The sequence below is a fragment of the Variovorax glacialis genome, from assembly GCF_051216375.1.
GTDB lineage: Bacteria > Pseudomonadota > Gammaproteobacteria > Burkholderiales > Burkholderiaceae_C > Variovorax.
The window spans coordinates 157369-174802 of sequence record NZ_JBPJZT010000008.1; the positions used below are offsets into that span (position 1 = coordinate 157369).

Below are 17434 nucleotides of genomic sequence, written 5' to 3' on the forward strand. Positions count from 1 at the left end.
ATGGCCCAACCCAACGCCATTGCGCAGGCCATCGTGGCGGCCCATGCGTCGCGCTTTGGCGAAACTTCGAGCACGGCGGGCGCTTTCACATCCGATGACTCGGTGTATCGCGGCGCCAGGAAGGCCTGCGCCACGCTCGGCTTCATCGATGTCGATGCCGAATGCCTGGCCAACGCGTGGGCGGCGCAGACGCGCCGCACCGGCTCGTTCGACGCCAACGCGTGGCCGGAAAATCCGGTCGACTTCGGCATGCGTCCGTTTCCGCCGGGCCTGCGCGACGACGCATTCCCGCCATGCCCGATGAAGCTCGGCCTCTATGCCGTGCTTCCGGATGCGCAGTGGGTCGGGCGCATGGCGCGAGCCGGAGTGCCCACGGTGCAGTTGCGCTTCAAGTCCGACGATGCCGAAGCGATCTCGAGGGAAGTGCGTGCGGCCGTCGAGTCGGTTCAGGGCACCGGCGCCCTGCTCTTCATCAACGACCATTGGCGCGCCGCGATCGATGCGCGAGCCTATGGACTCCACCTGGGGCAGGAAGACCTGGACGCGCTGTCGACGGCGGAACTGCAGACGATTCACGATGCGGGGCTTCGCCTGGGCGTCAGCACGCATGGCTACGCGGAAATGGTTCGCGCAGACGCTGTCAGTCCCAGCTACATCGCGATGGGGGCCGTCTACCCGACGACGCTTAAGCGGATGGCAACTGCGCCGCAAGGCGTCGCGCGCCTCGGCGCTTATGCGCGGTTGACGCGCGGATATCCCCAAGTGGGGATCGGTGGGGTCGACGCGGCCCGAATGCCTGAAGTACTTTTAACGGGCGTGGGCTCGGTCGCAGTTGTTCGTGCGCTGGTTGCAGATCCCGATCCCGAGGCCGCTGCGGCCAGGTTGATCGCACTCTGCGCGAAAAATGAACGATAAGGTTTTCGTCGATTTCCGCGGCTGCGTTTTGGCTTCAAGATTTTTTGCGTTGATGTTGCGATTCGATCCGCCTCGGCTGGAACCCGCAAAAAACCACGCTATAATCTGAGGCTTGTTCCTCGATAGCTCAGTCGGTAGAGCGCCGGACTGTTAATCCGTAGGTCCCTGGTTCGAGCCCAGGTCGAGGAGCCACTACAAGCCGCAAGGCCTCTGGATGCCCCGCTACTTCACGGTAGCGGGGCATTTCCTTTTGAGGCGTCCGTCATGCCGGACCGGGCGCTCCCGCTCAGGCCGTCGCGCCCATGAGCTCTTCCATCAGCTCTTCCTTCCGCGCCGCAAGCTGCTCACGCATGCCGACCAGGTCAAGACCCTTGGCCGCACGCGCTTTGACAAACATCTCGTTGCGCTCTTCCTTGACGTGGTGGTCGATGTATTCGCCCAGCACCTTCACCTTGGCGTCGAACATCTCGTCCGCATCGGCCGAGTCTTCGAGCTGGGCGATCAGATCCTTCGCCGTGCCGTGCTCGACTTCCGCTTCGTCGAGCAGATCGGTTTCCTTGATCGCCTCGCGCAGCGCGGGATAGAAAATCTCTTCCTCGATCTGCGCATGGACGGTGACCTCCATGCAGATCTGCTTGGCGAGTTCGCGCTTCTTCGCGCCGGCGCTGGCGGATCTCGACTTCGTCAGGGTCTCGTAGTCGCCGAACATCTTCTTGACCTTGCGGTGGTCGGCATCGAGAAGGCTGCAGGCATCGGGTGCGGCGCGCTTGGTGGTAGTCATCGTGGTTTCCTTGTAGTGAGAAACACATGCTCCGGTGCAGGCACGGACCCCAACGTAGGATGCAGGCGCGTGGCGCATCCGAATTGCGCCGACGGAATGCAATCGACCCCGGGGGCTGTCTTCGCGATCTCTACCGCCGCAAGTTGAGCTTGTAGCGAAAGGTGTCGGCCCTGTAGACCGCGAGCTCGACATGGATCGGCCGCCCATCCGCCGACTGCACCAGCCGCTCGACTTCCAGCACAGGGGCACCACGGTCGAGGCCCAGCAGCTTCGCATCCTGGGGACGAGCCACGCCCGCCCCGATCTCGATTTGCGCCTCACCGATCTTGAGGCCCCCCTCGTGCTCGAAGACGTCGAGCAGGTCGCGCTGAGAGAAATCCACGCGCGACAGCTTCTCGCCGAGGAAACGCGGCAAGTAGGAGTTGTTGATCGACAAGGGCTCGCGATCGAGGTAGCGCAGCGTTTGCAGGTGGTACACGCTTTCGCCGGGCGAGAGCTGCAACTGCCGCGCCACAGCGGGCGGCGCCTTGATCTCGCGCCAGGCCAGCCGCTTGCTGCTGACCGCGTGCTGCTCCAGCGCCAGCGCCTCGTTCAGGCCTTGCAGCCGGTTGAGGCTTTGCGACGCCTTCGGATGGGACACGAATGCACCCTTGCCGTGCACCTTGACGATCAGGCCCTCGGCCTGGAGCGCGCCCAAGGCCTGCCGGACCGTGATGCGACTCACGCCGTGCTCGTCGGTGAGTTCCGCCTCGGACGGGAGCTTGTTGCCCGGCGCGAGGCGGCCGTCGAGGATTCGCGCGCGCAGTGCGTCGCGCAATTGCGCATGAAGCGATTGAGGAAGTTCAGCCATGGAGGCGCGAGGATAACCCCTGGCACGCAGGTTGCATAGCTTGTTATAACTTGTCATAACAAGTACGATTCCGCCCCATCAGGGTGCTTTCCTGTCCGTTCGTTCATCTACCGAGGATATGACTATGCATGCAACCCGCGCTTCGTTCTTCCGCCCTGTTCTCGCCGCGCTCGCGCTCGGTGCCGGCTTCAGTGCCGTCCAGGCCGAGGGCTATCCCGCCAAGCCCATCTCGCTCGTCGTGCCGTTCTCGGCCGGCGGCGGTGTCGACGCCACAGCGCGTCTTCTCACGCCCAAGCTCGGGGAACTGCTCAGGCAGCCGGTCGTGATCGAGAACGTGGCCGGCGCCGCCGGCACCATCGGCACGCAGAAGGTCGCCCGGTCGCCGGCAGACGGCTACACGCTGCTGTTCGCGGTGGCCAGTCCCTTGAACGTCGCGCCGCTGGTGGCGCCCTCGGCTGTGCGCTACGACACCTTCAGGGACTTCGTACCCGTCGCGACCGTGGGCACGTCCCCCTTCGTCCTCATCGGCAAGACGGCGCTTTCCGCACGCACGGCGGGCGAACTCATCCAGTACGCGAAGGCGCACCCGGGCCAGCTCAACTTCGGCACCGACGGCGTCGGCACCTCGTTGCACATCACGGCCGAAATGTTCAAGCAGCGCGCCGGCATCGACATCGTGCATGTGCCCTACAAGTCCGGCCCGCAGGTACTGACCGACGTGGCCGGCGGGCAGGTCGACCTTGCGGTGTTGCCGCTCACGCTCGCGCAGCCCTTCATCCGGGACGGGAAGGTGAAGGCCTTCGGCGTGACGTCGACGGCCCGCTCGCCCAGCGCGCCGGCAATCCCCGCGCTCGCCGAGACGCCCGAACTCAAGGGCCTCGAGATGGATTCCTGGCTCGGCGTGCTGGCCCCGGCCGGCACCCCGGCTGCCGTCACGGCGGCCTGGGTTGCCGCGCTCGATACCGCGCTCAAGGACCCGGAGATCGCCCGCAAGATGGCCGACGTCGCGGTCAAGCCGCAACTGATCACCGGCCCCGCATTCGCCGACTATCTCGCGAAGGAGCGCAAGGCCATCGCCGCGGTCGTACAGACCGCCAACATCAAGGCCGAATAGGCCGGAGCGCCCCGATGCTGTTGACGATGACAAGCGCCTGGATCGTCCTGCCCGCCATCTTGCTGGCCGGCGGGCTGATCGGCGCCAGCGGCATCGGGGGCGTTCTGCTGGTTCCCGTACTGACCAAGCTGGGCGGCGTGCCGCTGCCACAGGCGATTGCGGCGGCGTCCCTGGGTTTCGCCTTGCCGGCGCTGGTGGCGCTCGGACCGCTTCGTCGCGAGCGAACGTTGGCGGCGCGCTGCGTCCCGCTGCTCGTCGGCGGGCTCGCAGGGGCGGCCACCGGCGCCTTGCTCGTGCGCTGGATGCCCGCCGCCGTCCTGATGACGGGCGTGACGGTACTGGTACTTTTCTCGGGTTGGCGCGGCCTGCGACGGCCCACGGTCACCGAATCCTCTGCCGCCCCCCTCGCCGCGCCGATGCTCCTGGCGCTGGGCGTGCTGGTCGGCCTGGGCTCCGCGCTCACTGGCACCGGTGGGCCGGTGCTCGTCCTGCCACTCCTGATGCTGCTGCGCCAGCCGCTCGTCTTCTCGGTGGTGGCGGCGCAGGCCATCCAATTGCCGGTGGCGCTCGCGAGCAGCGCGGTCCATGCGATCGAAGGCCGGCTCGACCTGCGGCTTGCAGCCCTCTGCGGCCTCTTGATGCTGGCGGGTTCCATTGCGGGGCAACGCGCCGCGACCCGCCTCGACACGCGGCAACTCCAACGCCTGGTTTCCATGCTGCTGCTGGCGGTGGGCGCCTGGTTCGCATGGCTGTTGCTGACCTGATCCCTCACCTGGAGCGACCATGCTTTCTCCCGAACTCCTGAACACCCACGGCTACCTGCTGCTGGCGCCCGAATGGCTGATGCTTCCCGAGGGCCCGCGGCAGGCCATGGCGGTGCTGGTGCGTGACGGCCGCTTCGCCGCGGTCGGTTCGCTGGCGGAGGTCGTTGCAGCACATCCGGGATCGACACCGGTCGCCTTGCCGCAGCGGCTCCTGATGCCGGGCCTGATCGACACCCATACGCACCTCACGCAATCCTTCGGCAAGGCGCTGGCCTTCGGCGAACCGTCCGAAATCTTCCGACGCATCTGGGTCCCGATGGAATCGATGCTCGACGCCGACGCGGCGTATCTCGCCGCGAAGCTGTCGGCATTGGAGTCACTGCGCGGCGGCTTCACCACGGTGGTCGATGCGGGCACACGATCCGAAGCCGGGCTGGACGCGGTCGCAGCAGCGGCGCGCGATGCCGGCATCCGCTGCGTGCTCGGCATGATCTGCAACGACGCCGGATTGGAGGGCGACGAATCCGCCATGCGCCGCATCCTCGACAACGCAGGCACCTTTCTCGCCCGACTCGAACACGACCCGCTCGTGCATCCGTCGCTCGCGATCTCGATCCCCGAAGCCGCGACCGATCGCATGCTGCGCGACGTGGCGGCGCTTACGCTCGAAAGCGGGCGCCGCTTCCAGACCCATGTGAACGAACACCTGGCCGCCGTCGAGCGTTCGCTGGTCGCGCGTGGACTGCGCCCGCTCGAACTGCTGCACGCCTGCGGCGCACTCAACGCCTCGGCACTGCTCGCCCATGCGACGCTGCTCACACCGCGCGAGATCGGCCTCCTGCGCGATAGCGGTGCAGCCGTCGCGTACAACCCCGTCGCGAGCCAGTGGAAAGGCAATGCGGTGCTCGACGCCGGCCTGCTGGGCATGCTGGGCATCCCCTTCGGCCTGGGCACCGATGGCACGCGCGCCGACGGCTTCCGCCTGATGGATGCCGCGGAAGCCACCCAGCGGCTCACGCACGGCCTGGCCAACGGCGATTCGTCCTGCGGCGGCGGCTGGCTGTGGCTCGACCACGGCACCCACCGCGGCGCCGAGGCGGCGGGCCTCGGTGCCGTCACCGGCCGCATTGCCGAAGGTCTCGCGGCCGATTTCCTGCTGGTCGACCTCGACGTGCCGGAGTTCGTGCCGAGTTGGGACCTGACATGGGAACTCGTGCGCTTCGCCAACCGCGACCAGATCGAGGGCGTGTTCGTCAACGGCGCGCTGCGCCTGTGGAAAGGCTGGCCGACCGACTGGGACGCGCGTGCCCTCATGAGGGAGGTGGCGGCCATTGCGCGCCGCGACGTGCAGCGCGCGCCCATCCAGCGGGTGCACCCCGTGGCCGACGTCCACCGTGCCCGGCAGATTCGCGATTAGTCCAGCGACGCCCGGCGATGCTCCGCATAGGCCGTAGGCCGGAAGAGGCTCAATGGCACGGTCTGTTCCTCATTCGAGAAGACCACGCGAACCTGCGCCTTGTCGCGCAGCCAGCAGCCGCGCGCCGTCTGGCCGTCCCAGGTCGAGAGGAAGCAGACACGGCTCGGTGCGGCGCACTCGTCCTGCGCATCGGTCAACTGCAACAGACGCATAGGGCTGCCGTCCGCCACGAAGAGCACGTTCGGCGTGAGATCGCAGCCGACGACACTCGCGCAGGCCACGAGCATCGCCGCCGTCCGCCAACCGAAGAGATTGCGGGCCCCGTCTGGTTTCTTCGCTGTGCGCTGGGGCCACCATGAGAGAAGTTCGAACATGATTCAGGTCCAGAAAAGCAAAAAGGCAACGAGATGAACTCGTTGCCTTTGAGGGGGGAAGCCGGTCGAAGCGAGCGGGCTAGCTAGGTGCCCAGCATGATTCGACTCCGCTGCTCAAAGGCAACGCAGGATCGAAAATTCAGAATCGACAGAGGCATGGACACGTTGAACATGTTCAAAGTGGAGGAATGGGGCGCAGTCTAAATCTGCGAGTCAGCGCTTGTCTACGTGAATATTGCCAATGGCCTAGGGGCTCACAACTCGAAGCGATCGAGTGTCCAGTCCAGGTTGGCGATGTCGGGCATCTCGCGCCCGTCGTCCTTGCCGAACTCCGCATCCATCACGGTGTTGAGCTTCTCGTTCATCGTCATGACCAGTGGCGCATGACTTCCCTTTTGCGCCCCGAGATTCCTCATCTCGCCCGGATCGCTCTGAAGGTCGAAGAGTTCGACGTCGTTCCATTGATAGAGCTGATCCAGCGTGGTCGGTCGGTGGCGCTGAACCGGGGAGCAATACCGCGCGAACTTGTAGCGGCCGTCGAAGGTCGCCCGCACGGTGCCGCGCTTGCGAAGGTCGGGCTTGAAGCCGGCATCCTTGATCGCGGTCTTCTGGTCCTTGCCAGCGGCGGTGCCCTCGGCAATGACGCGCATCAGTTCGGCATCGGTCTGTGCGAGGCCGCTGAAGGTGAAGAGCACCTGCTCGCGCACCTCGTTCACCGCGCTGCCACGCGGGTTTCCGATCGCCGGTCCGAGGTCCTTGCCGGGCAAGTCGCGGCCCGCGACCTCGCTGCTGCGCGTGCGATCCATGCCGGCCGCCGCAAGAAGGGTCGGCGCGAGGTCGATATGACTGCTCAAGGCGCGGCAATCCTGTCCGCCCCGCACGTCCGGATGCACGACATAGAAAGGCAGGTGCAGGTTCTCCTCGTAGACGAAGGCGCCCTTCCCGCGCAGGCCGTGCGCGCCGCCCATCTCGCCATGGTCGGAAGTGAAGATAACCATGGTGCGATCGCTCAGCTTCAGCGCATCGAGTTCGTTCAGCAGGGCCATCACCTGCGCGTCGACGGCCCGGATGCAGTTCAGGTAGTAGTCGCTGAACATCTGCCAGCGCCCATCCTCCATCGGGATGCGCCCGAGCGTGTAGCCCCAGGCCCGGTCGAACTCCGCGTGCGCGGCGGGCCGGCCGGGCTCGTTCAGCGGTTGCCGCAGGTTCGCAGGAAGCGGCGCCTTCCATTTGCGACGGTAGTCGGCATGGTCCGGCACACGCGCACTGTGCAGCATCAGGCGCCCGTTGTCCTGGACGTGCTCGCCGGGCGCGTCGGTGTTGAGATACATGATGTCGTGCGGATTGACCAGGCTGACCGTCATGAACCAGGGCTTGCCTTCCTTGCTGAGCGACTGGCCCTTGTTGCGCATCCAGGAGATGGCGCTGCCGGCGATCATGTGGTCGTACTTGTGGCCGCCCTCGGCATGGGCGAGCAGGTCTCCGGGCCATCCGTAGTCGGAGAATCCGTAGGCCTCCATCTCGGTGGTGAAGAGGCGGTCGGGGTCGGCGCTCTCGAAGTCCTTGTTGAGATGCCACTTGCCCTTGTAGGCGGTGTAGTAGCCCGCCTTGCGCATCATGTGGCCGACCGTCGGAACGGAGGTCGCGAGCGGTTTCACCCACGCGGCGTCCGAGTTCTCGAACATGCGATTGTCGGCCGTCTGAAGGCCGGTCATCAGCACTGCGCGCGACGACGTGCACATCACCGCCGGACAGTAGTGGCTCATGAAGCGGACCCCCGTGCGCTGCATCCGCTCGTGTCCCGGCAGGCCGAGGCCCGCGGGCCAGCGGCTGAAATAGCGCTCCTGGTCGGTGAACACGAAAAGGATGTTGGGCCGCGAGGAGCCCTTCGTCCGAACGGCCGGCGCCTGGGCCCAGGCCGCTGGAGCGGTTCCTGGCATAGGCAAGGCACCGCCCGCGATGGCGGCGACACTCGATGCGAGCAGCGAGCGGCGTGTGACCGGGAACGCTCGGGGGGAGACGTCGATCATGTGCTTTCCATCCTCTTCTTGTTTTGAACAGTTGTGTTCAAATAATATCCGTCATGTTCAATTCACACAATCCCGGGATTCCAGCGCCGCGCCGGAGTACCCTCCATCAGCCATGAGTGATGCCGCCAGATCCGTTCTCGACAGACCGATGACTTCGGCGCGCAGGCGCATTCATGCGGCCGCCCTGAAGCTCTTCACCGAGACCGGGGCGACGCGGGTGAACATCAGCGAACTCGCAGCCGCCGCGGACATGGCGCGCGGCACCGTCTATGCCAACGTGACCGATCCGGATCGCCTGTTCGAGGAGGTCGCCGCCGAGTTGGTCCAGGAGATGGCGGAGCGCCTTGCGCCGGGCTTTGCGGGCCTCGACGACCCGGCGCGCCGCATGTCCATCGGCCTCCGCCAATACTTGCGCAGGGCGCACGAAGACCCGATGTGGGGCCGCTTCATGGTCCGGTTCGGCCTGAGCCTCATGACCTTGCAGGCCGTGGAGGCCAGCGATCCGGCCATTGACCTTCGGGCTGGCATCGCGTCGGGCCGGTTCAAGATTGACAGCGAGCAGATGCCGGCCATGCTCTCGATGATCAGCGGCAGCACCCTGGCGGCGATGATCCCCGTGCTGGCCGGCCACAGCACCTGGCGAAGCATCGGCTCGGACACCGTCGAGTTCGTGCTGACCGCGCTCGGTGTGTCCCGCAGGGAAGCGAAGTCGCTTTCGCGCTTCGACCTCCCGCCATTGGGCGACGCCCGTTGAAGTGAAGGATGGCCTCTAGGAGCCCCTGAGCAGCGCCATGAACGCCGACAAGTTCAGCGGCTTCAACAGATGATGATCGAAGCCCGCTGCCGCGATGCGTTCCTTGTAGCCCTGCTGGCCCCATCCCGTCAGCGCGACGAGAAGCATCTGTGCGCCGCCCGGCCCGGCTCGAAGATGCTCCGCCAACGCGCAGCCGTCCATGCCCGGCATGCCGATGTCGAGCACCGCGATGTCGATCCCGTTGGCTGCCGCGATCTGCAACGCTTCCTCACCGCCGTAGGCCACCAGCGCGACGGCGCCCATCGATTCAAGCAATTCCGCCAGGCTGTCGGCCGCGTCGCGGTTGTCGTCGACGACAAGGATCACGGCTTCGATGGACCGCGCCAAGCCATCCTGGGATATCGGTCGGCGCGGACTCGGCGCGGACACGCTCTTCGCCAACGGAAGCCGAACCGTGAACGTGGCACCGCGGCCCAAGCCTTCGCTTGCGGCTTCGACGCTGCCGCCATGCAATTCGACCAGGCTCTTGACCAGCGTGAGGCCGATGCCCAGCCCGCCCTGCGCCGCCTTGGACGTTCCGCTCACCTGCACGAACATGTCGAAGATGGACTTCAGCATGTCCGGCGACAAGCCCGTTCCGGTGTCACGCACCTCGACCACGGCATGCCGGTCCTGCTGGCGCGCCACCACCTGCACGCGGCCGCCCGCCGGCGTGTACTTGGCCGCATTGTTCAGGAGGTTCGAGAACACCTGCGTGAGTCGCACGGCATCTCCGCGCACCACGAGCGGATCGCCGGCCTGTTCGACGGACAGCGTGTGCCCGGCCCGCTCGACCAGCGGCCGGCTCAGCTCGATCGCATCCTCGATCACCGCATCGAGCAGCACGGACTCCATCTGCAGCACGATCTTGCCGCGCGTGATGCGTGACACCTCCATCAGGTCGTTCACGAGCCGCACCATGTGCTCCACCTGGCGGCCCATCAGCTCGTAGTACTTCTCGGACTCTTCGGGCGACGGCTTCTTGCGCGCCAGCAGCGACAGCGCCGTGCTCAGCGGCGCCAGGGGATTGCGCAGCTCGTGCGCCAGCGTCGCGAGAAACTCGGTCTTGCGCTGGTCGGCGTCGCGCAGTCCGTCCAGCAGGCTGCGCAATTCGTACTGCCGGCGGCGCGAGCGCAAGGCCGTTCTCACCGCGCTCACAAGGGACGCCACCCGCATCGGCCGCTCGATGACGGTCACGTTGGCGAACTCGTCCATGACATGCGAGATCGCCCGCGAGTCCGCACCCTGCCGGGCCAGCACGAGCACCGGCAAGTCCGACCACGGCCCCTGGGACGCCAGCGCGACTTTCAGTTCGGCGATCGTAGTGCCGGTGATCACCTCTTCGGCCATCATGACGGCGCCCGCGCCCCGCGCCATCTCGCGGAGGAGCTCGCCGATGTCGACGCAGACGTGCGGATCGAAGGACGCCCGCTCCAGCACCGCGCTCGCCATCATGGCGTCCCTCGAGGTCGCCGCCCGCAGCAGGATGCGGAACTCGAGCTCGGAAGGCGCTTCGCTCACGGTTCCGGACGGACCCCGTCGATCGGGAGCGGGATCCCCGACAGGATGCCGCGGAAATTGCGCAGCGGCTCGCCGACGCGCACGCCTTCGGAGGTCAGCGAGAACGACCGGATCGTGCGCTCGTGCGCGCCGCCGCGCTTCTTCAGCACGGAGATCGCCTGCTGCACCTCGCCGTTGAACTCGTAGTAGCGAAGCAGCACGACCGCATCGGCGAGATAGCTCGCGTCGACCGGCGTCTGCATCTGCATGCCGATCAGCCCGTGCTGCGCGCCGATCAGCATCGAAGCTACGCCGTGCTGCCCGAGGTAGGTCAGCAACTCGTGCAACTGCGCGATCAAGAAGCGCTCGTCCGGCATGGCGTTCAGATAGCCGTTCAGGCTGTCGATGACAACCACCGTGGCGCCGTGTTCCTCGACAGCGAGGCGAATCTCGTGAACGAATTCGCCCGGCGACAGCTCCGCCGGATCGATCTGGCGCACCCGTATGCGCCCGGAGTCCATGTGCGTCGCGAGCTCCATCCCCATGCCCTCGCAGCGCGTGCGCAGCGTGTTGATGCTCTCGTCGAAGATGAACAGCGCCGCACACTCGCCGCGCCGTGCAGCCGCGATTGCGAACTGCACCGCCACGCTCGACTTGCCGGTGCCCGGCGCGCCCACGAAGAGCGTGCTGGTGCCCTTCTCGAGGCCGCCGCCCAACAGTTCGTCGAGCGCGGGAAGGTCGCTCGGTATCCGCGTCTGCGTCAAGGGCGCCGCATGCTCGGCCGCGACGAGCCTGGGAAACACCTGCAGGCCGCCGCGAGCGATCTTGTAGTCGTGGAAGCCACCCCGGAAGTCCTTGCCGCGGTACTTGGTGACCAGGAGGCGCCGCCGGGCCGAACCGTAGTCGGGATTCAACTGCTCCAGCCGGATGACCGCGTGCGCGATGCTCTGCACCTGCAGGTCCTGGTCCGACGCGGTGAGGTCGTCCAAGAGCAGCACCGTGCACAGCCGTCCCGTGAAGAACTGCTTGAGCGCAAGAATCTGCCGCCGGTAGCGCAGCGATCCGCCGGCCAGCAGGCGCAGTTCCGACAGCGAGTCGAACACGATCCGGGTCGGCTTGATGACGTCCACGTCCGCAAGGATGCGCAGCGTGGTCTCGCTCAGTTCGACCTCCGAGGGGTGGAACATCGTGTATTGATCGTCCGGTTCGAGGGCGTCCTGCGCCGGGAGCATCTCCCGGACCTCGATGCCGCTCATGTCCCAGCCATGGGAGCGCGCCACGCCGTCGAGTTCGGCCTTCGTCTCCGAGAGCGTGACGTACAGCACCGACTCGCCGCGCGACGCGCCTTCGCGGAGGAACTGGATCGCCACGGTGGTCTTGCCCGCGCCGGGCGCGCCTTCCAGCAGATAAAGACGGTGCGCGGTCAAGCCGCCGCCGAGGATGTCATCCAGGCCAGGCACGCCGATCCGCAAGAGGCCCTGCGCTTCGCCGTCCACGGCCTCGGGGGAAACGTGGGTGGTCATTCGTGCTTCCGAAGGTCGATGTCAGCCCTGGCCTTCGACGATGGCGCCTTCCGCGACGTAGCGCTTGTACTCGGCGATCGGCATCGCGGTGCTTTGGACCGTGCCTTCGTCGCCCCAGCTCATCACGGCGCTGTCAAAGGAAGTCTGCACCTCGATGGGGCCCGGCGGAATGACCAGGGTCGGTCCGTCGCCGGCGCGATATTCGACTTTTCCGACCACTTGGGCATTGGCTGGCATGGAGACCTCAATAGGGACAACGGGCACGGGACAGCGGGCAAGAGCTATCGACGATAGCTGGCAGGAATCCCGACGCAGGTCGGTCTCCAGCCCATGCCCCTGTAGGCTCCGGCCCATCCCTTCGCAGCGCCTGCGAGGGCCTCCCGTCAGTCCGCCCGCTGAATCGTCTCCCCCTTCAACGGCCCCATGTCGCGGATGTTGAACCGGTGCCGCGTCCAGCCCGCGTAGGTGCGGCGCCAGTTCACCAGCGACACGAGGTAGTACATCACCTTGAACATGAAGAGCGAGCGGCGATACCCCGGCCCCTGGTGGATGTCGGCCGCCAGCAGCGACATCAGGCCCTGCTTGACCTTGAAGGCGTTGTGCGGGTGCATGAACATGTCGCGGATCGTCGGATTGGTCACCCGGTAGATGAACCACGAGTAGTCGCGCGGGCCGACGCGCATGCGCTGCTCCAGCGCGACGCGTGCCGGCGCCAGTTCGCCCGGGCGGTCGAGCGCGGTCGCCACCAGCTGCGCGCCGTCGAACGCGCTCTGCATCGCCAGGAACACGCCGGAGGAGAACATCGGGTCGATGAAGGTGTAGGCGTCGCCCACCATGAGGTAGCGATCGCCGCTGGCATGGGTGCTGGAATACGAGAAGTTGCCCGTGGCGTGCACCTTGTCGTCGACCAGCGTGGCGTCCTTCAGGCGGTCCTTCAGCTCGGGGCACAGCGCGATGGTGTCGAAGAAGTAGTCCTTCAGCGGCTTGTCGCGCGCCTTGAGGTAGTAGGCCCAGCAGACCGCGCCGACGCTGGTCGTGCCATCGGCCAGCGGAATGAACCAGAACCAGCCGTGCTCGAACCAGCAGATGCTGATGTTGCCTTCGCGCCGCCCTTCCAGCCGCCGCGCGTTGCGGAAGTGACCGAACAGCGCCGTGCTGTTGTGGTCGGGGTTCTTCTGCTTGCACTTGAACTTGTTGGCCAGCAAGGTGTCGCGGCCGCTGGCGTCGACCACGAAGCGCGCACGCCATTCGCGCGTCGCGCCGCCTTCGAACTCCGCGCGGACGTTGGCGCCTTCGTCGTCGAAGTCCACCTGTCGCACCTTCGCGCCCTCGAGGGTCAGCGCGCCCTTCTGGGCCGCGTTGCGGAACAGCACCGTGTCCAGCTCGGAGCGCCGCACCTGCCATGCCGAATCCTTGGTCGGATCCCAGCCTTCGGAAAAGTCGACGTAGCTGCAGTAGTCGAGGTCCGGCGGGACGAACTCGATGCCGAACTTCGGCATGCCGATCTTCTCCACCTCGTCACGGACGCCCAGCTTCTCGAACAGCGCCACATTGCCCGGCAGCAACGACTCGCCGATATGGAAGCGCGGGTGATGCTCTTTTTCGAGCAGTACGACCCGGCGGCCCTCTTGCGCCAACAAAGTCGCGATGGTCGAGCCAGCCGGCCCGCCACCAATCACCAGAACATCGCACTGCTGCCTTGTTTCCATGAACGAACTTGCCTCTTGATCTCGGAATAGAAGTAATGAAGTGGACATCGCCACCGAAGAAAAAACGGCCCTACGGCGCTGCCACACCGGGTTGACCGAAAGCGCGCCGCACGAGACCGCAAGCGCGTGCGGTGACGAGCATGACGGTGAATTGCAGGAAGAGAAGCGTCAGGGACATTGCCAGGCCGGATCGATGGGCGACCTGGAGTATCTCCTGATCCGGGGGCGAGATCAGCCGACCCCCGGGCCGGTGCTCACCACTGCGGATGCACCGGCCGGAACACCGGACGCAGCAGGAAGCATCGCGCGATCTGCCCGTAGCCGCGGTAGTAGAAGTTGCCGTTGGCCTCGAGCATGGCGGCGCGGTTGCGGCGAAAGTGCGCAGGGATCTCGTACCAGGGCATCGTCGGCCAGCGATGGTGCACGTGGTGGAAGTTGTTGTTGAGGAAGATCAGACCGAAAAAGGCATTCGACTCGACGATGGCTGCGCGTTCATGCGGCGCATCGCCCCAGCGGTGCTCGGTAAAACCGCGCAGCGCGCCGAGCATCATCCCCGGGTAGATGAAGCACAGCGCATAGGCGGCCAGGCTCATGCCGCAGACCTGGGTCACAAACCAGAGGATCGGCGCCGCACTGGCCGCGTGCACAAGCCAGATGCCCACGTGCGACCGATCGCCTCCCGCCAGCCGGCCAAGCTCTGATCGCGCGAGGCCGTACAACTGAAGCCAGGGTCCCGCGATCAGGCGGAGGGCCAGCGTCTGGTTGGCGGCGATCAACGCCCGCCGCACCGGTCCGTACGACCTCCAAGCGGCCTCGGAGTGGTAGTTGCTCTCCGTGTCCTTGTGCGGGTGGGTGAGATGGAAATTGACATGGTGGCTGCTGTGGCTGCAATGAAAGAGCGGATACGGAAGCCAGAGGTTGAGCGGCGGCCAGACCCATGCAAGCCGCAGGGCCTTCGGAAGCCGACGCATGGCGTGGATCGCCTCGTGCTGCAACGACGCGTGCAGTTGCCCCAGGCAGCCTCCGAGTACGAACACCAGCACTACCGGCAGCGCGGCGTGCCAATACACCAACGCGGCCCAGGCGGCATAGACGGCCAATCCGAGCGAGAGGGTCGGCGCCTCGCAGCGGCGCCACCACGACACGGTGCCAACCGTGTTCGACGAGGGCATGCGGGCAAGGGTGGTCATCGGGGCGATCTTGCCGGCGCATGCCCCGATCGCTTGCTTCCATTGCGCATGAGCACATGCGCAAAGCTTTGTTGTCCGCGACCCGTCTTGCACTAGAGTCCGGGCTTCATGCCGCTCGCTTCGCCATCGACCATTGCGCCGCAGGCCCTGCTCGCGCTCCTGGTGGGCCGCGAGGAGCTGGCGTTGCTTGATGTGCGGGAAGCGCGCGCCTATGTCGGCGAGCACCTGAGCCTCGCGCGGCTCGCACCGCTGTCGTCGCTCGAACGCGAAGTGCGGGCGCTGGTCCCGCGCCATGGCGCGCCCGTCGTGCTGGTCGACGCGGGCGACGCACACGGTCCGGCGGCCCGCGCTGCGGCATTGCTGGGGCGTCTCGGCTACATCGACGTGCGAATACTGGCCGGCGGCATCCACGCCTGGCGTGAAGCAGGGCTGGCGCTGGTGGACGGCTACGGCACGTTGGTCAAGGCCTTCGGCGACGAGGTGCGACAGCGCCACGCGACACCCACCCTGAACGGCGAGGCATTGCGTGCACGCCGGGCAACCGGCGAACCCGCAACGTTGATCGACGCACGGCCGGCCGACGAATACGCCTACCTTGCGCTTCCGGATGCCCGCAATCACGCAGGCACCGAACTCGCACTGCGGCAGTGGCGCGCCGATGCCCAGGATGGCCCCTGGGTCGTCAATTGCTTCAGCCGCACCCGCGGCATCATCGGCGCCACCACGCTGCGCGTGCTCGGCCATCCCGATGCGCACTTCCTCGAAGACGGGGTGATGCAGTGGACGCTGGACGGCGCGCCGGTCCAGGAGAATGCCAGGCCCGGCGCCGACCTGCCCGCGGCCACGGATGACGAACTGCGTCATCGGGCCAGCACGCTGATGGCGCGCTACCACCTGCCCCTGGTGCGCCCAGACGAGTTCGTGCGTTTGCGGGGCGATGCTCATCGCACGCTGTATGTCTTCGACCTGCGCCCGTCTGCAAGCATCGACGACGCGCGCGACGGCGTGCGCCCGATGGCCGGCGGTCAACTCCTGATGCACTTCGAAAACCTGGTCGGCACCCGGAACGCCCGCATCGTGTTGCTAGACGACCCGCACCGCTTGCGCGCGGCGGTCACCGCTTTCTGGCTGATGCAGCTCAATCAGGCCGAGGTGTTCATCCTCGATGGGGAACTGCCGGTCGGGCGGGCAGAGGCCGATAAAGCCGACGGTCCCGGGCCGATCGACGGCCAGTCGCTCTCCCCCGCCGAACTGGTCGGATGGATGGATGGCGCGGCCCATCGCACCCGGATCGTCGACGTCGGCCCGAGCGCGGATTTCGAGCGCGCGCATCTTCCCGGCGCACACTTTCTGCTCCCCTTCACCCTTGATCCCCTGGATGCCTTGCAGCGAACGGGGGATCGCATCGTCTTCACTTCACCCGATGGACAGGCTGCCCGAACGGTGGCACGCGATGCGCGCGAGCGCTGGCCCGGCTGCGATGCACGCTGGCTCTCCGGCGGCACGCGGGGCTGGAGGGCCGCAGGCCTGCCCACCGAGCAGGCTTGGGCGCTGGCACAGCTTCTCACGCCGTTCGAGGATGACTGGGGTTCCGTCATGCGCGTGCCGGCATCGGACCGCGGCCGCGCGTGGACGAAGTACCTGGCGTGGGAGCGCGGGGTGAGCGCGCGTGTTGCGATCGATCCCACGGTGCGGTTCCGACTCTTCTGACGGAGCCCTTCCCCGCTTCAGGATCGGCTGGAGAAATCCGAAAACGGCGAGCGAATGTCGGCGAGGAACTGCCGCGTTCGCGGATGCTGCGGGCGGTTGAAGAAATCATCGGGCGTCGCGCGTTCGAGCACCTTGCCCTGGTCCATGAAGAAGATCCGGTCCGCAACCTCGCGCGCAAAGCCCATCTCGTGCGTGACGCACACCATGGTCATGCCGTCATTGGCCAGGTCCCGGATCACCAGCAGTACTTCGCCGACCATCTCGGGGTCGAGTGCACTGGTCGGTTCGTCGAAGAGCATCAGCGGCGGCTGCATGGCCAGCGCACACGCGATCGCGACGCGCTGCAGCTGGCCGCCGGACAGCTCCGACGGCCAGGCATTCGCTTTTGCGGCCAGCCCGACGCGGTCCAGCAGGGCCATGGCGCGCTCCTGCGCTTGCGCGCGCGTGAGTCCGCGAAGCTGCATTGGCGCGAGCGTGCAATTGCCAAGCACCGTCAGGTGCGGGAACAGGTTGAACTGCTGGAACACGAAGCCGATTCGCGAGCTGAAGGCATTCACGTCCGTGCCGGGCGCGTGGATGTCCTGGCCATCGATGAGGATGCGGCCGGACTGGATCGGCTCCAGTCGGTTGAGCGTGCGGATCAGTGTCGACTTGCCCGAGCCCGAGGGTCCGCAGACCACGACCACTTCGCCCGCACGCACGCTTTCAGTGATATCGGCCAGTGCGTGATAGGCCCCGTACCACTTGTTGACGCCCTCCATTTC

Annotated in this window: 16 protein-coding genes and 1 tRNA gene; 7 read left to right on the forward strand and 10 right to left on the reverse strand. The window is 66.5% G+C overall.

Features of this window, described 5'->3' with window-relative positions:
* Both ACSFBL_RS21785 and ACSFBL_RS21790 read left to right on the forward strand, forming a co-directional pair.
* Positions 1-915 (forward strand): thiamine phosphate synthase, encoded by a 915-nt coding sequence (locus ACSFBL_RS21785; RefSeq protein ID WP_435517908.1) that lies wholly within the window; start codon positions 1-3, stop codon positions 913-915.
* Between the two features lie 116 nt (positions 916-1031).
* Positions 1032-1107: transfer RNA gene (locus tag ACSFBL_RS21790), tRNA-Asn, on the forward strand.
* A 94-nt stretch (positions 1108-1201) separates the two neighbouring features.
* On the opposite strand, the gene ACSFBL_RS21795 is transcribed toward ACSFBL_RS21790, so the two are convergent.
* Positions 1202-1696, reverse strand: a complete 495-nt coding sequence (locus ACSFBL_RS21795; RefSeq protein WP_435517909.1) for a hemerythrin domain-containing protein — start codon at positions 1694-1696, stop codon at positions 1202-1204.
* Between the two features lie 130 nt (positions 1697-1826).
* A complete protein-coding gene (locus tag ACSFBL_RS21800; RefSeq protein ID WP_435517910.1) occupies positions 1827-2546 on the reverse strand; it encodes a GntR family transcriptional regulator in 720 nt (239 codons plus the stop codon).
* A gap of 124 nt (positions 2547-2670) precedes the next feature.
* Here ACSFBL_RS21800 and ACSFBL_RS21805 point away from each other — a divergent pair, with 124 nt between their 5' ends.
* From ACSFBL_RS21805 to ACSFBL_RS21815, 3 genes are read left to right on the forward strand one after another with little or no spacing between them, the layout of a single operon-like run.
* Entirely contained in the window at positions 2671-3660 is a 990-nt protein-coding gene (locus ACSFBL_RS21805; RefSeq protein ID WP_435517911.1) for a Bug family tripartite tricarboxylate transporter substrate binding protein, read from the forward strand.
* Positions 3661-3674: 14 nt separating this feature from the next.
* Entirely contained in the window at positions 3675-4424 is a 750-nt protein-coding gene (locus ACSFBL_RS21810) for a sulfite exporter TauE/SafE family protein (protein WP_435517912.1), read from the forward strand.
* Positions 4425-4443: 19 nt separating this feature from the next.
* Positions 4444-5841, forward strand: a complete 1398-nt coding sequence (locus tag ACSFBL_RS21815) for an amidohydrolase family protein (RefSeq protein WP_435517913.1) — start codon at positions 4444-4446, stop codon at positions 5839-5841.
* Here the strand turns inward: ACSFBL_RS21815 and ACSFBL_RS21820 are convergent.
* Together ACSFBL_RS21820 and ACSFBL_RS21825 are read right to left on the reverse strand one after the other, a co-directional pair.
* Positions 5838-6215, reverse strand: a complete 378-nt coding sequence (locus ACSFBL_RS21820) for a hypothetical protein (protein ID WP_435517914.1) — start codon at positions 6213-6215, stop codon at positions 5838-5840. The genes ACSFBL_RS21815 and ACSFBL_RS21820 overlap by 4 nt on opposite strands.
* A 254-nt stretch (positions 6216-6469) precedes the next feature.
* Positions 6470-8245 (reverse strand): sulfatase family protein, encoded by a 1776-nt coding sequence (locus tag ACSFBL_RS21825; protein ID WP_435517915.1) that lies wholly within the window; start codon positions 8243-8245, stop codon positions 6470-6472.
* Between the two features lie 148 nt (positions 8246-8393).
* On the opposite strand from ACSFBL_RS21825, the gene ACSFBL_RS21830 reads away from it, so the two are divergent.
* On the forward strand, positions 8394-8999 hold the full coding sequence (locus ACSFBL_RS21830) for a TetR/AcrR family transcriptional regulator (protein ID WP_435517916.1): 606 nt from the start codon (positions 8394-8396) through the stop codon (positions 8997-8999).
* A 15-nt stretch (positions 9000-9014) separates the two neighbouring features.
* On the opposite strand, the gene ACSFBL_RS21835 is transcribed toward ACSFBL_RS21830, so the two are convergent.
* The 5 genes from ACSFBL_RS21835 to ACSFBL_RS21855 all read right to left on the reverse strand — a co-directional run bounded on the left by ACSFBL_RS21835 (position 9015) and on the right by ACSFBL_RS21855 (position 14960).
* Positions 9015-10559, reverse strand: coding sequence for a hybrid sensor histidine kinase/response regulator (locus ACSFBL_RS21835; RefSeq protein WP_435517917.1), 1545 nt, complete (start codon positions 10557-10559; stop codon positions 9015-9017).
* A complete protein-coding gene (locus ACSFBL_RS21840) occupies positions 10556-12061 on the reverse strand; it encodes an ATPase domain-containing protein (protein ID WP_435517918.1) in 1506 nt (501 codons plus the stop codon). Before ACSFBL_RS21840 ends, ACSFBL_RS21835 begins: the two co-directional genes overlap by 4 nt.
* Positions 12062-12082: 21 nt before the next feature.
* Positions 12083-12298: a hypothetical protein gene (locus ACSFBL_RS21845; protein ID WP_435517919.1), complete on the reverse strand. Its 216-nt coding sequence runs from the start codon at positions 12296-12298 to the stop codon at positions 12083-12085.
* Positions 12299-12444: 146 nt separating this feature from the next.
* The gene (locus ACSFBL_RS21850) at positions 12445-13770 is read right to left on the reverse strand and encodes an NAD(P)/FAD-dependent oxidoreductase (RefSeq protein ID WP_435517920.1); all 1326 of its coding nucleotides are present in this window, start codon (positions 13768-13770) and stop codon (positions 12445-12447) included.
* A gap of 254 nt (positions 13771-14024) precedes the next feature.
* Complete coding sequence (locus ACSFBL_RS21855) at positions 14025-14960, reverse strand: fatty acid desaturase (RefSeq protein ID WP_435517921.1); 936 nt, start codon at positions 14958-14960, stop codon at positions 14025-14027.
* Positions 14961-15068: 108 nt separating this feature from the next.
* On the opposite strand from ACSFBL_RS21855, the gene ACSFBL_RS21860 reads away from it, so the two are divergent.
* A complete protein-coding gene (locus ACSFBL_RS21860) occupies positions 15069-16670 on the forward strand; it encodes a rhodanese-like domain-containing protein (protein WP_435517922.1) in 1602 nt (533 codons plus the stop codon).
* A gap of 17 nt (positions 16671-16687) precedes the next feature.
* On the opposite strand, the gene ACSFBL_RS21865 is transcribed toward ACSFBL_RS21860, so the two are convergent.
* Positions 16688-17431, reverse strand: a complete 744-nt coding sequence (locus ACSFBL_RS21865) for an amino acid ABC transporter ATP-binding protein (protein WP_435518121.1) — start codon at positions 17429-17431, stop codon at positions 16688-16690.
* Between the last annotated feature and the right edge of the window lie 3 nt (positions 17432-17434).

What these genes read in the sequence shown, in the direction of transcription:
- ACSFBL_RS21825 (WP_435517915.1), bottom strand. Translation starts at nt 8,245, where the DNA reads ATGATCGACGTCTCCCCCCGAGCGTTCCCGGTCACACGCCGCTCGCTG.
- ACSFBL_RS21785 (WP_435517908.1), top strand. Translation starts at nt 1, where the DNA reads ATGGCCCAACCCAACGCCATTGCGCAGGCCATCGTGGCGGCCCATGCG.
- ACSFBL_RS21805 (WP_435517911.1), top strand. Translation starts at nt 2,671, where the DNA reads ATGCATGCAACCCGCGCTTCGTTCTTCCGCCCTGTTCTCGCCGCGCTC.
- ACSFBL_RS21795 (WP_435517909.1), bottom strand. Translation starts at nt 1,696, where the DNA reads ATGACTACCACCAAGCGCGCCGCACCCGATGCCTGCAGCCTTCTCGAT.
- ACSFBL_RS21855 (WP_435517921.1), bottom strand. Translation starts at nt 14,960, where the DNA reads ATGACCACCCTTGCCCGCATGCCCTCGTCGAACACGGTTGGCACCGTG.
- ACSFBL_RS21815 (WP_435517913.1), top strand. Translation starts at nt 4,444, where the DNA reads ATGCTTTCTCCCGAACTCCTGAACACCCACGGCTACCTGCTGCTGGCG.
- ACSFBL_RS21860 (WP_435517922.1), top strand. Translation starts at nt 15,069, where the DNA reads ATGCCGCTCGCTTCGCCATCGACCATTGCGCCGCAGGCCCTGCTCGCG.
- ACSFBL_RS21810 (WP_435517912.1), top strand. Translation starts at nt 3,675, where the DNA reads ATGCTGTTGACGATGACAAGCGCCTGGATCGTCCTGCCCGCCATCTTG.
- ACSFBL_RS21830 (WP_435517916.1), top strand. Translation starts at nt 8,394, where the DNA reads ATGACTTCGGCGCGCAGGCGCATTCATGCGGCCGCCCTGAAGCTCTTC.
- ACSFBL_RS21850 (WP_435517920.1), bottom strand. Translation starts at nt 13,770, where the DNA reads ATGGAAACAAGGCAGCAGTGCGATGTTCTGGTGATTGGTGGCGGGCCG.
- ACSFBL_RS21840 (WP_435517918.1), bottom strand. Translation starts at nt 12,061, where the DNA reads ATGACCACCCACGTTTCCCCCGAGGCCGTGGACGGCGAAGCGCAGGGC.
- ACSFBL_RS21845 (WP_435517919.1), bottom strand. Translation starts at nt 12,298, where the DNA reads ATGCCAGCCAATGCCCAAGTGGTCGGAAAAGTCGAATATCGCGCCGGC.
- ACSFBL_RS21820 (WP_435517914.1), bottom strand. Translation starts at nt 6,215, where the DNA reads ATGTTCGAACTTCTCTCATGGTGGCCCCAGCGCACAGCGAAGAAACCA.
- ACSFBL_RS21865 (WP_435518121.1), bottom strand. Translation starts at nt 17,431, where the DNA reads ATGGAGGGCGTCAACAAGTGGTACGGGGCCTATCACGCACTGGCCGAT.
- ACSFBL_RS21800 (WP_435517910.1), bottom strand. Translation starts at nt 2,546, where the DNA reads ATGGCTGAACTTCCTCAATCGCTTCATGCGCAATTGCGCGACGCACTG.